This is a genomic window from Mesorhizobium sp. URHB0026 (assembly GCF_054059755.1).
This window is the reverse complement of record NZ_JBSSCN010000001.1, coordinates 2,649,239-2,664,257: the sequence shown is the minus strand read 5'-3', so window position 1 is coordinate 2,664,257 and position 15,019 is coordinate 2,649,239. Positions and strand designations below refer to the sequence as shown.

Genomic DNA, 15,019 nt, shown 5'->3' with positions numbered 1-15,019 from the left:
GACGCGGCCGCCGGCACGGTGGATTTGAAGTTCCCGGTATCTCTCCGGAAACTTTTCGGACCCGCCGCACCAGGCCATTTTGAGCGTACCACATGTTGTCCCGCCGACCCAAGAGGGCGACAGTGATTGGAGCTTGCCCCGTCGATGCATCGGCTCGAAACGCCGCTGTCCTGTTTTGCGCGCAAGCTGCTAGGATGTTGGAGTGTCGATCAGTCGTTCGATGGCGATCCTGGATGTACATTAGTCTGCAAGTCAATAATGTCGACGCGCTGCCAGCTGGCATTTCGACCGGCTACGCGGCGCGGGATCGCAGCTTCGAAATCGGACGCGAGGCTTGTGACTGGACCTTGCCGGATCCCGACAAGTTCATCTCGGGCCGACATTGCGAGGTTCGATACGAGGCAGGCGCGTTCTGGCTCCACGATGTCTCGCGCAATGGAACCTACATCAACGGATCAAACCAACGCATGACCGGCCCGCATCAACTGGGCCATGGCGACCGGATGCTGATCGGCCGTTATGTCATCTTCGTGTCGATCGACGAGGAGCGCGCCGCGACAGGTCACCCCAGTCGCGGCGCGACTCAGCGAGAAATGCCGGCCGCGACAGGCCGGCCGCTCGCCGCCGAGCCGTTCTTCGCTCCGGTGGAGCGACAGTCCGGGCAGCGGGTTCCTGCTCCGGCGTTCTCGTCGCAACCCGCGCCTCTCCCCTCGACCAAGGACGAAGTGCTGCGGGAGATCGCGATCGGAGCCGGCATTTCACCGGAATTGCTTCAATCGCGCGATCCGCATGAAGTTGCCGCCGAAATCGGCGCGGTGCTGCGCACGGTGGTCGAGGAACTGACCTTGCTGCTGAAAGCGCGCGCGGCGGCGAAAATGCTGGCCAAGAGCACGCAGCGAACGATGATCAGCGCCGCCGACAACAACCCGCTGAAATTCGTTCCGGGAACCGACGATATCCTCGAAATCATGTTCGCACGGCGCCGTGCCGGCTATCTCGATGCCAGGCGCAGCATCGAAGATGCCTTCCGCGATCTCAAGACGCACGAATTCGCCACCTATGCCGCCATGCAGGCGGCGCTGTCGCGGCTGCTTGACGACCTGTCTCCCCAAGCGATCGGAAGAAAGCTTCCGCCGACGTCGTTCTCGTCGAAAAAGAGCCAGGCCTGGGATGCTTTTGTCGCGACCTGGCGAACCATGGAGGAAGCCCACGAGAACGGCATGCTGGATATATTCCTGGCCTATTTCAGCGAAGCCTATGCCAAGGCCGACAAGCAGAAATAGGCGCTTCGGGGAAGCGTTGCAGCCGACGAAGATACCTCTTCGGCGCGCGGTATCCAGTTCCAATCAAGAGTTTCCGGGATTACGATCGCATACGACAATTGGCCAAGCGGGTAAGGCTGATCGACCTGGGGGTCTGGGGCAAATGTCATCTTACGGCGGGATAGTAACGAGTAGCCGACCGTCTTCAAGACACTGCCCTGACCGGCAGGGCCTGCCCCTGCTTTACCTGACCGCGAACCGCTCTGCGCCTGTCCGGCGAGATCGCGGGCGCCACGCGCGGACGGACGACCGACGATGAGCTCGAAGGACGATCCTTTCGGCCCGGCGGGCAAGACCGTCATTCGCGCCACGCCACGGCGTGAGCGAAAGCCGGCGCCCGTCTCCGAGGAGCCCGTCACGGATGGTGGACAACCCTCGCCGATCAAGGAATCGACCGTGTTCGATCCCGGCGTCGGCCGGCATACACCGCCGGGTTGGACATCCGGGACCGTGCTTTATCAGGGAACTCCCGCGGCGGCGCCGACGTCGGCTGTGCGGCAGGAGGTTCTGCTCAATGTCACCGACAGTGTCCGATATTCCGCGGCAAACCCGATCCTTGCCGCGGCCGCACCGTTGCTGATGCTGTTCGGCCAGTTCAGGCTTGTCCCTGTCGAGAGACAGGCGAGGCCGCTGGCCGAACATGTCACTGAGGCGATCGACACGTTTGACAGGGCACTGGAGAGAGCAGGTGTTGCCGAAGAGGATGCGCGGATTGCGAAATTTGTCCTCTGCGAAACAGCCGACGATCTCATCGGTAACTTGCCCTGGCCAACCAAAGACGCCTGGGTGCAGCACAGCATGTTGTCGCAGTTCTTCCACGTCGAGCCCAACGGCACGGGCTTTTTCGAAGTGCTGAACAAGATCCTGGCCAGCCCGGAGGCGCACTACGATCTGCTCGAATTGATGTATGTTTGCCTGTCGCTGGGGTATGAGGGCCAATATCGAGGCCTGACGCGCGAAGACACCAATCTCGAACGCGTTCGGCGCGACGTCTACGAAACGCTTCGCTATTTCAAACCTCGCGCCGACGAGGACATTTCGCCCCGCTGGCAGGGCTTGGCGGCGACGATGACGCAGTCTTCGACACGCCTGCCGCTCTGGGCCGTCGCGGCAGCGGCGTCGGCACTGCTGACGGCGGCGTTCTTCACGTTACGGGTCTTCATCACCAATGAAGGCGATGCCACCGCTGGCGAGTTGCTGGCCCTCAACCCATCGACTCCGATCGCCATCGAGCGCGCCAGCGTGGCGCCGTTGGCGGAAACGGTGAAGGTCACCCCTCCCGCCGCCACAACCACGCAGATCGACCGCATCCGCTCGGCACTGGCCAAGGACGTCGAAGCCGGCGGGCTGACCGTCGGCACGAAGGGCAACTTCATCGTCGTTGAAATCAACAATCTCGTGCTGTTCCAGTCCGGCCGGGCCGATGCGAAGCCAGAGTTCCAGCCCATAGCCGCTGATATCGCAGCGGCCCTGGAACCCGAGCGCGGACCGATCAGGATCGTCGGCCATACGGACAACGTGAAGCCGCGAAAATCGAGCCCGTTCAAGTCCAACTTCGACCTGTCCGTCGCAAGGGCGAAGGCCGTCGAAACGATGATGGCTCCGAAATTCCGCGATCCCTCGCGACTGATCGTCGACGGCAAGGGCGAGGACGAGCCGATCGCCGACAATGCGACGCCGGAAGGCCGCGCCAGGAACCGCCGTGTCGATGTGATGATCGCCAAGGAGGAAACATTGTGAGCAAGGTCGGTTGGAAGCGCCGATGACGCGTTGGCTGCCGCGGATATTCAGCATGATCGCGCTGGCCGGTTTTTCGGCGGCAGTGTGGTTTGCCGGACCTTTGGTCCGCTTCGCCGACAGCCGTCCTCTCGGGCCTGCGTGGCTGCGCGCGACAATCATCGGCGTGATCGTGGCGGCCCTGGCGCTCTTCTATGGATTGCGTTTCTGGCGGATGCGCAAGGCGCAAAAGGCGCTCGAGACGGCCGTTGCCCGCAACGACGACAGGGATGACGATTCGCGGTTGCTCGAGACGCGAATGAACGAGGCGATCACCGCGCTCAAACGGTCGAGCGGCAAGCGCAACTTCCTCCATGAAATCCCTTGGTACATCATCATCGGTCCGCCCGGCGCAGGCAAGACAACGGCACTGGTCAATTCGGGCCTGAATTTTCCGCTGGCCGGTTCGGGTGACACCCAGCCGGTCGCTGGCGTTGGCGGAACACGCGCCTGCGACTGGTGGTTTACCGACCGGGCCGTGCTGATCGACACCGCCGGACGCTACACGACGCAGGATTCCAATGCCAAGAGCGACAGCAAGAGCTGGCTCGCCTTCCTGTCGCTGCTGAAGAAATACCGCACACGCCAACCGATAAACGGCGTCATCTTGGCGATCAGCCTTGCCGATCTCATTGGCCTCGACGACCAGCAGCTTGACGCCCACGTCGTCGAGATACGGAGCCGTCTGCGGGAAATCCATGAGACGCTGAAAATCCAGTTTCCGGTGTATCTGCTTTTCACCAAGGCTGATCTTGTTGTCGGGTTCATGGACTATTTCGGCGGTTTCGACGAGCCACGCCGGCGCAAGGTCTGGGGAGCGACATTCCAGACCGCCGATCGCACCAAGAACATGGCCGCCGAGATCCCGGCCGAATTCGATGCGCTGGCAAAACGCTTGGTCGATGAGATGCCCGACCGCCTTCAGGAAGAGGCTGATCCAGTCGCGCGCATCTCGGTCTTTGGCTTTCCGGCGCAGTTTGGCGCGCTGAAGGGCCGAATTGCGAGTTTTATCGAGAGCCTGTTCGATCCGACCCGCAGCCAGGTGAATGTCAGCCTGCGTGGGCTATATTTCTCGTCAGGCACGCAAGAGGGAACGCCCATCGATCAGGTGTTGGGTGCGATCGGCCGCAGCTTCGGCAGCAATTCCCGCGCCCATCTGTCGGGAAGCGGCAAAAGCTTCTTTTTGCATGATCTGCTGACGGGCGTCATTTTTGCCGAATCCGGATGGGTTTCGTACGACAAATTGGCGGTAAGGCGTGTGGCGATCGCCCGGTTTGCCGGACTTGGCGTCATCGCGTTGATCGCCGCGGCGGCTCTCGGAACGCTCGCCCTGAGCTTCACCGCCAACCGGTCGCTGATCGCCTCCACCACGCAGGCCATGGGCCAGTATCGTACGACGGCGGACACACTGCTCAAAAGCACGGAGGTGACCGATGTCGATCTCGAAAACGTCATTGGCCCGCTCGATCAGCTGCGCGATCTTCCGGCCGGGTTCGAAACTGGCGACGCGCCGACACCGATCGAGGAGACACTCGGCCTCAGCCAGCGGGAGCGACTGCTTTCGGCATCGAAGACAGCCTACCGGCAAGCCCTGGAACGCATGTTGCGATCACGCCTGCTGATCCAGGCCGAGCGGACGATCCAGGCCAAGATGGCCGATCCCGCCACGCTCTACGAGCCGTTGAAAATCTATCTGATGCTTGGCGGCAAGGCACCGAAGGTCGACGACGCGTTGATCGTTTCGTGGATGAAGCAGGATTGGGAACAAAACCGCTATCCAGGCGAAAACAACCGAGAAGGACGCGAGCAGCTCGAAAAGCATTTGCGGGCCATGCTTGCTCTTGACGACGCCTATGATCCGGTTTTCGAACTCAACCAGCCGCTCATCGAAGCCGCTCACCGCTCGCTCGGGCGCATGAGCCTTACCGACCGCGCCTCCGCATTGATCAAGTCCGCGGTTTATTCGGCAGCGCTGGATGATTTTTCCGTTTCCGTCAAAGGCGGCCCGGAAGCGCGGCTGCTGTTCGAGCGTGTCGATGGCGGCGATCTGTCGGGCCTGCGTGTTCCCGGCCTCTATAGCTGGAACGGCTTCAACCATTTTTATCTCGGACAGCTCTCACACATTGCGCAGATGCTCGTCGACGACCAATGGGTGCTTGGCGGCGGCGGTGAGCAAGGCGGCATCGATCAGGAGTTGCTCAAGCTCGGCCCCGAACTTCTCGATCGTTACGGCAAGGAGTTCGCACTAGCGTGGAACAGCGTTCTCGACGGGTTGAAATTCAAAGCGATGCTGAAGGACAAGCCGCACTATGTCGTGCTTTCCGCCGTCGCCTCGCCCACCTCGCCGATCGAACAGCTGTTTACGGCGATCGCCGACGAAACAGCGCTGACGCGCGACGCTGCTTCCGGACAAGACACGAGCACCGGGGTTGAAGGAGGCACGGTTCAGGGCCAGTCTCCAGACGCAGCAAGGATGGCCAAGGGTCTGGCTCGCATCGGCATACAAATCACCACCGGAAAATCGCAAAGCCGTGCCGGCACGGGATCGGCAGCAGCGCAAAACCAGAGCCCCGGGGCCAACATCGAAGCGCAGTTCAGGTCGTTCCTGGCCCTGGTGAGCGGCCCTGCCGGACGCCGCCCGATCGATGCCTTGACCCAGAATTTCCGCGACATCTACCAGAGCCTGCAACTGGCTGCCGACGTGCCTTCGCAGACGGAACGCGTCAACGCCAATCTGCAGCTGCAGATCGCCACCCTTCGTGCCAATTCCTCGCGACTGCCCAAACCACTCGCCAGAATGGTCAATGCGACGGCGGACGAGTTCGAAGGCAACGTCGCCGAGACGTCGGTGGCCAATTTGAACCAGATGCTCGACCAGACGGTCACGGCTCCGTGCGAGGCCGTCGTCAACGGCCGCTATCCGTTCTCCGGTAATGGCGCCGAGGACATGGCGATGGCGGATTTCGCGAAATTGTTCGCTCCGGGCGGGCTGATGGACCGGTTCTTCGCGCAAAATCTCGCATCGCTGATCGACATGAGCAGTCAGGACTGGAGCTGGAAGCAGGATGCGCGCTTCGGCCGCGACCTGTCGAAATCGACGCTGAAAAGCTTCCAGCAGGCGGCCGAAATCCGCAGCGCGTTCTTTCCCCAGGGCGGTTCGACGCCCGCGATCAGCATCACCTTCACGCCGTTCTCACTGCATGGCGATGCCGATGCGGCAGTGCTCGACGTCGATGGTCAGACCGTCCAGAGCAGCCAAGCGGGCAACGCCCCAAGCACCGTGACCTGGCCGAGCGGCACGGCCTCAGGGTCCGCCAGCTTGAGCCTGACGCCGGAAATGCCGGGCCGCGATTCCGCCATCAAGTTCGAGGGGCCGTGGGCGCTGAAGCGGCTGCTGGACAAGGCAACCGTCACCGGCAACGACAGCAATGTCGAAGCACGCTTCGTAATCGGCGGGCGGGACGTCGCCTATACGATCCAGACTGGTTCCGGCCCCAACCCCTTCTTGCTTGCCGCACTTTCCGGATTCAGCTGTCCGAAGGCATTTTGAGATGGGCTTCGAACTCTTCAGCGCGGTGACACCCTTTATGAGCCGCGGGCGCCCAGACCTTAATTTCGATACTCTAATGGCCGAGCCTGTGGCAAAGTGGCGCGAGCGAGTGCCTGGGAGCGCGCCGCAGAGGACGCCTAAGAAGCGCTTGGTGGCAAGTTGAGCGATGTCGCCCTTCCCTTTGAGAGTTTCGGTGTGAGCCACAAAGGCTGTGTGCGCGAGCACAATGAGGACAGCTATCTGCTTGAGCCACGTACCGGCCTTTGGGTGGTGGCCGACGGAATGGGAGGGCATGAGGCCGGAGAGGTCGCCTCAGCCAGCATTGTCGACCATCTAGCCACGATCGGCATCGCAAGCTCGGCTCCGGACCTTCGGGCGCGTTTCGAGGACAGGCTGAGCCGGGCAAATGCCGAAATCCGCAGCATATCGGAATCGCGCGGCATAACCATCGGCTCGACGGTCGCCGCCCTGCTGGCGATGGACGGACGGTTTGCCTGCCTGTGGGCGGGCGACAGCCGGGTTTATCTGATCCGCAACGCCGCGATCTCACAGATTTCGAAGGACCACACCGAAGTGCAGGAACTCTTGGATCGAGGCATGATCAGCGCGGCCGAGGCGCTCACCTGGCCACGCCGCAATGTCATCACGCATGCGGTCGGCGTCAGTGACGACTTCGTCATCGATTTCCAGCAGGGCGAACTGAAGCCGGGAGACATTTTCGTGCTGGCCACCGATGGGCTGACGGCACATGTCACCGACGCCGAGATCGAGGCCGCTGTGGTGTCGGCAACACCTCAGGCGGCCGGAGAAAACCTGCTGGAAACGGTTCTGGCGCGAGGCGGAACGGACAATGTCACCATTGTGCTGGTAAAGATCGGAAACGGGCGCAATGGACAATCGATCCACCCTGATCTGTCCAGAGCGGAGGGCCGAGGCTGATGAGCGCCGACGACAAGACGCGAATATCGCCGCAGGTGGCCAACACCGCCGTCGGTACACAGCTCAGCGGCATCTACGAACTTGACGAGCGGATCGCATTCGGCGGCATGGGCGAGGTCTATCGCGGCCACAACATCCAGACCGGCGACCATGTCGCGATCAAGATCGTCCTGCCCGAGTTTGCCCGTGACCAGACGATCTTGTCCTTGTTCCGCAAGGAGGCCTCGATCCTCAACCATTTGTCGCATGACGCGGTGGTGCGATACCACGTCTTCACCATCGATCCCGGAATCGGCCGTCCCTACCTTGCCATGGAATTCGTTGACGGCGAGTCGCTGTACGACATCATGCGGCGTGGGCCGATGCCGACGGAAGAGGTGCGCAAGCTCTGCCATCGCCTCGCATCCGGTCTGAGCGCCGTGCATCAAGCGGGAGCAATCCATCGCGACCTCTCGCCCGACAATATTATCCTTCCTGGGGGCCGGGTCGACCGCGCAAAGATCATCGATTTCGGTATAGCGCGATCTGCGACCGTAGGCGGGGAGACGCTGATCGGCGGAAAGTTCGCCGGAAAATACAACTATGTTTCGCCCGAACAGCTCGGGCTGTACAGCGGCGACGTCAGTGAACAGTCCGACATCTACAGCCTTGGGCTGGTGCTGGCTGCCGCTCTGCGCGGAAAGCCGATCGACATGAGCGGATCGCAGTACGAGATCATCGAAAAGCGCCGCACCGTTCCTGATCTCTCAGACATCGACGACGATTTTCGCGACACTGTCGAAGCCATGCTGCAGCCGGATCCGCAAGACCGGCCGGTCAGCATGGCTGATATCGCCAGGATGACGCGCGACGAAGACGAAGCAACAACGCCGCCGCCATCCAGGATACCTCGCGACCGGCCGGCTTTGCCAGCGGCGGGACATACCCTTGTTCCTGATCCCCGGGCACAGCCCCAGCCATTCAATGTCGCCGGACAGAGCGCGCCTGTGGCAACGGGCCCGGGCGAGCAACGCTTCGTCCCGCATGTCCGGCCCGCGCATTTGTCCGAACCGCAGCCTTCGCCGGTCGCCCAGCCGTCGCGTGCGCGCGTCGCGGCGGATCTACCTGGAAAATCCATGAAGGCCCGAACCATCGCGATCGCTGTCTTGGCGGCGTTGGCTGTCGCCTCAGGTGCGGGCCTTTATCTGAACGGCTTCATGACGCCGGCGACGCCGTCCGCCGGCAAGACATCGCCTTCACCCGAACCACCAAAGCCTGCAGCGGAAACGTCAAAGCCTATCGCGGCGGACAAAGTCGCGAACGACCTGCAGCCGGCAAGGCCGGTTCCGCCAGAGCAGCCGGAAGCCAACGTAGCGCCGGCCGAAAATCAACCAGCAGCAGAGGCAGCTCAAAAGCCGCAGCCGGCCAAGCCCGCCGAAGCCCCCTCGCCGGCCTCGGAACCCCCGAAGCCGCCGGCAATGGAAGCGCAACGGCAAACAGAGGGGAGCGCGCCGCCGGCTGAAAGCCAGGCAGATGCAAAGCCGGTACGAGCGCCCGAGCCAGCGAAGCCCATTGCTCCTTCGCAAACCCAGGCCCCCCTGAAGCCTTCCGCGACGGACGCGCAGCCTTCGGAAAGGACAGCGCCGGCGACCCAGCCGGATACGATGACCAGCAACAATCAAACGTTGGCTCCGGCACCTGAGGCGACAGCTCCGACCCCGCCAGCCGAGAAGGTCTCAACGCCACCGCCGACCCAGCCGAAGACTGTGGAGGCCCTAAAGCCCGAGCCGCAGATCAACCAGCCGGCGGTGCCCAAGGCGGTCGTACCAACGCCCTCTGCGAGCCAGGCAGATGCCGCGAACGCCGAAGGCCAAAACGCCTCGTCACCGCCGGCCAAACAGCCGGACCAGGCGGTCGTCGCCTTGAACGTGCCCAAACCGGCGATACCCCCGGTCGTCGACGACATCGCGCAACGTGTCTCCTGGGTTCGCGACTTCGGCGGCGGCGACTGTTTCTACGCCAACATGACGTCGTCAACCGACAAGGCCGCCGCGATCGAAGGTTTTGGTCCGGCGGTCCAACCATTCGAGCGGATGCTGGGTGATTTCCAGGCTAAATTCCATTTCGAACCGGACATCAGCGTCCGCCTCATCGAGCCGAGCCAATGCGAAGTCACTAACTTTCTGCGCTTTCTGGGGCAGACCGCGGCCGACAAGCCGCAGCTTGTTCTCGACCGGACATCGGTGCCCGATGGTACGCCGATCAGCGGCACGCTGGTGACGCGTGGCGGGCTGATTTCCAGCGTGCTGCTGATCGATCACAAGGGCATGGTATTCAATCTCGACGACCGCATCGTCGCACAATCCGACAAGGCTACCTTCAGCATCCCGGTTGGCCTCGGCGCCGCCGACAAGGTCGCCGGGAAGGCCGTGCCGCAGATCATCATGGTGATCACGGGGCCACAGGATATCCAGGCGGCAGCGTTCTCGACGCCGACGCCGGCTGCGGTGCTGCTGCCCAAAATTCTCGAAGAGATCGAAACCGACGGATCGCAATTTTCAGCCACTGCCAAGTACTTTCGGCTCGGCGGATAGCATGAGCGCCCGATGGAACTCCGCCACGCGCGTTTGCCTCACTCGTCTGCCGACCTGCCCGTAAGGCAGCGCGATCCAGCTCGAGCCCTGCTCGCCCTGACAGGCCGGATGAAGCTTGCCGTCATAGCGGGAGCGGCATTGCTGGCCGTGCTGGCGTCCAGCGAAGCACACGCCGAATTCACGGTCTGCAACCAGACACTCGATGTCGTCAATCTCACCGTCGGCCAGAAGGTCGACAATGCCGACCAGACCGACGGCTGGTGGACTATCGGCGCAAATCAATGCGTAAACGTCATCCGCGAGGAACTGACAAACCGCTACATCTACATCTACGCGACGGACGTCTTTGGCCATGCGATCCTCACCGGGTCGACCGAGATGTGCATCGAGCGGCGGCGTTTTTCGATCCGCGGCATCGACGAATGCTGGCAGCGCGGCCATATCGCGGCGCAATTTCTCGAAGTCGATACGCTTGAACAGGTGCGGTGGACCTTCTTCCTGACCGGAAGCAATCCGTGACGCACAGTATCGACACCAGCTTCAGAGAGAAAAAGCAGGCGCGCGCCGCGCTGCGCAGGCGCACGCTTTGGCGCAGGCTCATTGCCGGTTTCGCTGTCATTGTCCTGCTTTCGATCGCCGCCGGTTTCTACCTCACGGCGGACTATTGGTCGTTCGGCGACGAAGACGAGGAGTTGCACGCGGTCGAAGGCGCGGACGACGTGCCGGCCGATGCATCCGTCTATGTGCCGGCCATTATCGATCTGGCGGGAGACCCGATGTGGATCACGCTTGCGCCCGATGCCGACACGGCAAGCAAGGGCCATGCAGTAGTGCGCCCGGCCGAGCTCGACAGTTCCGGCGCCTCGCCGCAGATCGAGATCCTCTCCGACGTGATGCTGAGTGCCAGCGAAAAGTTCATGACGACGATCCCGTCGACGCAGGAGGACTTCGCGTTCTTTCAGGCACAGCGGCGCACCGCTCCGACATCTCCGGCGGCCGCCGCACCCACTGAGCAGACCGCTCCGCCTGCCCCGGCGGCGGCACCGGACGACCAGCAGGGCGACCTGGATAATGACCTGGCGGCACCCGATGCGAGCGAAGCCCCGGCCGGTTCGATGCCCAAGCCGGATGCCGACGACCCGGAGGCAGGATGGGGAGAGACCATCGATCAGGGCGAGGCAGCGCTGCCCGCCTTCAAGAAGACCCAGATAGAGGACAATACAACCGTCACGACCGAGACCAGCGAGTACCAGCGCTTCGAGGCGACCGAAGACACATTCGTGAAGATCCTCAACGACCGCAGCCTGGACAGCGTCGCCCTCGACGCGCATTTCTCCGCCGACGACGCCAAGCTGGCCGGTGAAGCGCTGAAGACGCTCTTCAACCGGGACGGTCTGGAACCGGGTTATGTCATTGCCATGCGCGGATTCCGGCCGAACCGCGAGACGACGACGATGTCGCTCATGCAGGTGTCGATCTACGCCAAGAACGTCTTTGTCGGCACGCTGACGCGCAACGCCGCGGGCGCGTTCGTGTCGGGTGTCGATCCCTGGGTTCGCGAGGACCTGTTCAACTATTCCGGCACCGATCAAGGCGGGCCCAAGCGGCAATACCGCCTGCTCGACGCGATCTATTCGACGGCTGCGCGCAACAAGGTTCCAACCGGCGTCATCGGCGAGGCGATCATGAACCTATCGCGAGGACAGGACCTCGACGCTTTCGCCAGCGAGGACCAGCGCCTGGTGCTGATCTACTCGCAGACGCCACGCGGCAAGGACGAGACGGCCGGGCGGGTCCTTTATGTTGCCGTCCAGGGCGGTGAGAAGACCATCGACTGTTTCGTCTTCCAGCAGAGCGACGGCCAGTTCGCCTGCGTCACCGGCAATGACGAGGTGCGTTCGCTGACTGTCGCCAACGGCATGGTCACGCCGGTGAACGGGGTCATGACCTCGACCTTCGGCCCACGCAAGCACCCGATCCTCGGCGTCGTTCGTATCCACAAGGGTGTCGACTGGGCAGCCCCTGTCGGCACGCCGATCATGGCGGCCTTCGACGGCGAGATCAGCTTCCAAGGCGATGGCGGCAGCTATGGCAATCTGGTGAAGATTTCGCATGCGAACGGGCGCGAGACGCGCTACGCGCATATGCAAAAATTCTCCATCGCGAGCGGCGTCGGCACCAAGGTGAGGGCCGGCGACGTCATCGGTTATATCGGCACCACCGGGCTTTCGACCGGCCCACACCTGCATTTCGAACTCTACCAGAACGGCGAGGCGATCGATCCGCTGGGGACGGTCACCACGGTCGCCACCTATGATACTGGCAATTCTGGCGATTCCGGCGATGTTGCCGTCGAAACGCTGACTGAGCGTATCGTTCATGTCGAAAGTGGCGGCAGCGCCCGCGCCAAGAACCCGAACTCTTCAGCGACCGGCGCTGGCCAGTTCATAACCAAGACCTGGATCCGGATGATGAATACCTACCGTCCGGAGCTTGCGCGCACACTGTCGACCGCCGACCTCTTGGCTTTGCGCTACGACGCCACGATCTCGCGTGAGATGGTGCGCAATCTGGCGCGCGAAGGCGAAGCCTATCTGCGGGCGCGCGGTCACCAGATCACTGCCGGCCGGCTCTATCTCTGCCATTTCCTGGGCATGGAAGGCGCGCATCAGGTGCTGTCGGCGTCGGGTTCGGCGCAACTAAGCGCCGTGCTGGGGTCGGCCGTCATCCAGGCCAACCCGTTTCTCACCGGCAAGACAGCCAGTTATGTGGTGGACTGGGCCGAAAGGAAGATGGGCCAGAAGCTGAGCCGTGTGGCCACCGACGCCACCCCGCCACCACCGACCACGGAGATCCGTCAGACATCGGCGGAGTTCCAGAAATACAAGCAGGCCGTCACCGCCCTCATCAGCTCGATTCAGACCACGCTTTGAACCTGCCCGTCACGACATCAGTCTGTCAGCCACTTTTGGTGTTGCCTATGCCAGCTTTTTTGGGGACTTTTGTGAACCAAAACCGCGGTCAAGATCACATACGCTCAGGAGCTAATTTTGGCACAGGCGACGCAGTCGCTGACGAAACCTAGCTGCGCAGACATCAGCACTGCACCCTGGCGGATAGAGGGCTGGTCCATGAAAGCGTTCGCGGTTTTTCTGAGCGGGATTATCCTGTTCTTCCTTGCCGCCTTCGGCGCCGAGGCCGCCGCGCCTGACGCCAAGCGCGTCGCGCTGGTGATCGGCAACAGCAAATATATCAATGCGGTTGCCTGCCCAATGCCGCCAACGATGCCCACCTCATCGCATCGACGCTGCACAATGCCGGGTTCGAGGTGATCGAAGGGGTCGACCAGGACAATGCTGGAATGCACAGCCTCATCAGCCGGTTTACCGAGCAAGCCTACGATGCGGACCTCGCGGTCATTTTCTATGCTGGTCATGGCATGCAGGTCGACGGCAAGAACTACCTGATACCGATCGACGCCGATTTGACGTCGCCGGCCTATCTCAAGACCCGGACCATCCAGATCGACGATTTCATGGCTGCGTTACCGCCCGACCCGGCGATTGGCGTCATCATCCTCGATGCCTGCCGCGACAATCCGCTGGCAAGGACGCTGGCGGCCTCGCTGCCGAAAAGCCGCTCCACCTCACTAGGCGCCGGCCTGGCGCCGGTCGAAGCAAAATCGGACGGCGTCGGTACGGGCGGCCTGCTGATTGCCTATGCTACGGATCCGGGCGCCATCGCCTTCGACGGCGAGGCCCCCAGACCCGTCAGGCGATCGGTATCTGGCAAGCCAAGAGCGGTCTGCCGCAAACCACCTATCTGACGCGCGAGCAGTTGGCGTTCCTCGTGATCCAGACAGATCCGATTATGGAGCGCGTGCGTGCCAGATATGCTGCCGATCAAGCCCGGGCGGCGCAGCCAAAACAGCAGGTGGTGCAGAAGGTCCGCTCGCTGGGGCCGGTGGCACGGAACCCGGCAAACAGCGGCAGATCGCCCACAAGTGGCGCGACCGCGAGATCATAGTGCAGCAGGATGATCGACCGCCGCCGCGCGACGACAACAGCTTCCTCGCCAAGGCGCTAATCTTCGGCGCCGGTGTGGCCGTGGGTAGCGTACTCAAGCAGTGAGAGCCCCGCGCTACTGCGTCTTTATCCGCATTTCCACGCGGCGGTTAAGCGGATCGTACGGGTTGGGGCTGCGCGGATTCTTTTCGCCCATGCCGATCGCGTTGATGCGGGAAGCCTCTACGCCGCTGGCCGTCAGGAAGGCTGCCACCGATTGCGCTCGCCGTTGCGACAGGCCTTCGTTGTAATGCACCGTGCCGGTGGCGTCGGTGTAGCCTTCCACGACGAAGCTGAATGTGCTCAGCCGGCTGTCCTTCAGCGCCTTGGCGAACTCGTCGAGTTCAGCGCGTGCGGTGGTGTCGAGTGCAGCCGAATCCAGACCGAAATTGATCAGCATATCGAGGCTGGATTTTTCTCCCGGCGCGTCATTTGCCTTGGTCTTGCTCTTGCACTCCTCCTCGGTGCCGACACAAATTCCTCGCGACTTGCCGAGATCGGCCGCGCCGGCAAAAAACTTCACGATGTCTTCTGATTTCTGAACGGGGTCGGCGGAAGCGTGGGTCGAGAAAAACACGACCGCCAACACAAAGGCTGAACTGCCCCACTGCATAGCGGTTACTCCCTTTTGAGCATCCAATTCCAATGACATTGTCATACCAAATTCCAAGGCAGTTGTCTGTCGATAAACGCTGGGGCACGATAGTGCCGCCCGTTGTTGCCGCGTCACCGGTTGAGACTTGACCCACGCCGCGCCCGAGGCTTGAGTGGCCTGAGCTTCTCGATGAAAGCGTG

10 protein-coding genes are annotated in these 15,019 nt (G+C 62.3%); 9 read left to right on the top strand and 1 reads right to left on the bottom strand.

Going from position 1 to position 15,019, the window contains the following annotated elements; genetic code table 11:
* Positions 1 to 233: 233 nt before the first annotated feature.
* The 9 genes from tagH (at position 234) to ACVWWD_RS13065 (ending at position 13,986) form a co-directional block, all read left to right on the top strand.
* Entirely contained in the window at positions 234 to 1,283 is a 1,050-nt protein-coding gene (gene tagH, locus ACVWWD_RS13105; RefSeq protein ID WP_457103111.1) for a type VI secretion system-associated FHA domain protein TagH, read from the top strand.
* A 294-nt stretch (positions 1,284 to 1,577) separates the two neighbouring features.
* Entirely contained in the window at positions 1,578 to 3,062 is a 1,485-nt protein-coding gene (tssL, locus tag ACVWWD_RS13100) for a type VI secretion system protein TssL, long form (protein ID WP_457103110.1), read from the top strand.
* Positions 3,063 to 3,084: 22 nt separating this feature from the next.
* Positions 3,085 to 6,648: a type VI secretion system membrane subunit TssM gene (tssM, locus tag ACVWWD_RS13095; RefSeq protein WP_457103109.1), complete on the top strand. Its 3,564-nt coding sequence runs from the start codon at positions 3,085 to 3,087 to the stop codon at positions 6,646 to 6,648.
* A gap of 159 nt (positions 6,649 to 6,807) precedes the next feature.
* The gene (locus ACVWWD_RS13090) at positions 6,808 to 7,587 is read left to right on the top strand and encodes a PP2C family protein-serine/threonine phosphatase (RefSeq protein WP_023783692.1); all 780 of its coding nucleotides are present in this window, start codon (positions 6,808 to 6,810) and stop codon (positions 7,585 to 7,587) included.
* A complete protein-coding gene (locus ACVWWD_RS13085) occupies positions 7,587 to 10,160 on the top strand; it encodes a protein kinase domain-containing protein (RefSeq protein WP_457103108.1) in 2,574 nt (857 codons plus the stop codon). The genes ACVWWD_RS13090 and ACVWWD_RS13085 overlap by 1 nt, the downstream gene beginning before the upstream one ends.
* 108 nt (positions 10,161 to 10,268) lie before the next feature.
* Complete coding sequence (locus ACVWWD_RS13080) at positions 10,269 to 10,679, top strand: DUF1036 domain-containing protein (protein ID WP_023772850.1); 411 nt, start codon at positions 10,269 to 10,271, stop codon at positions 10,677 to 10,679.
* A complete protein-coding gene (locus ACVWWD_RS13075; protein WP_457103107.1) occupies positions 10,676 to 13,093 on the top strand; it encodes a M23 family metallopeptidase in 2,418 nt (805 codons plus the stop codon). The genes ACVWWD_RS13080 and ACVWWD_RS13075 overlap by 4 nt, the downstream gene beginning before the upstream one ends.
* A gap of 117 nt (positions 13,094 to 13,210) precedes the next feature.
* Positions 13,211 to 13,492: a hypothetical protein gene (locus tag ACVWWD_RS13070; protein ID WP_352553208.1), complete on the top strand. Its 282-nt coding sequence runs from the start codon at positions 13,211 to 13,213 to the stop codon at positions 13,490 to 13,492.
* Positions 13,408 to 13,986, top strand: a complete 579-nt coding sequence (locus ACVWWD_RS13065; protein ID WP_457103622.1) for a caspase family protein — start codon at positions 13,408 to 13,410, stop codon at positions 13,984 to 13,986. Before ACVWWD_RS13070 ends, ACVWWD_RS13065 begins: the two co-directional genes overlap by 85 nt.
* Before the next feature lie 314 nt (positions 13,987 to 14,300).
* Here ACVWWD_RS13065 and ACVWWD_RS13060 read toward each other — a convergent pair whose 3' ends face one another.
* On the bottom strand, positions 14,301 to 14,837 hold the full coding sequence (locus ACVWWD_RS13060; protein ID WP_023772844.1) for an OmpA family protein: 537 nt from the start codon (positions 14,835 to 14,837) through the stop codon (positions 14,301 to 14,303).
* Positions 14,838 to 15,019 lie beyond the last annotated feature (182 nt).

What these genes read in the sequence shown, in the direction of transcription:
- tssM (WP_457103109.1), top strand. Translation starts at nt 3,085, where the DNA reads ATGACGCGTTGGCTGCCGCGGATATTCAGCATGATCGCGCTGGCCGGT.
- ACVWWD_RS13060 (WP_023772844.1), bottom strand. Translation starts at nt 14,837, where the DNA reads ATGCAGTGGGGCAGTTCAGCCTTTGTGTTGGCGGTCGTGTTTTTCTCG.
- tagH (WP_457103111.1), top strand. Translation starts at nt 234, where the DNA reads ATGTACATTAGTCTGCAAGTCAATAATGTCGACGCGCTGCCAGCTGGC.
- ACVWWD_RS13080 (WP_023772850.1), top strand. Translation starts at nt 10,269, where the DNA reads ATGAAGCTTGCCGTCATAGCGGGAGCGGCATTGCTGGCCGTGCTGGCG.
- tssL (WP_457103110.1), top strand. Translation starts at nt 1,578, where the DNA reads ATGAGCTCGAAGGACGATCCTTTCGGCCCGGCGGGCAAGACCGTCATT.
- ACVWWD_RS13085 (WP_457103108.1), top strand. Translation starts at nt 7,587, where the DNA reads ATGAGCGCCGACGACAAGACGCGAATATCGCCGCAGGTGGCCAACACC.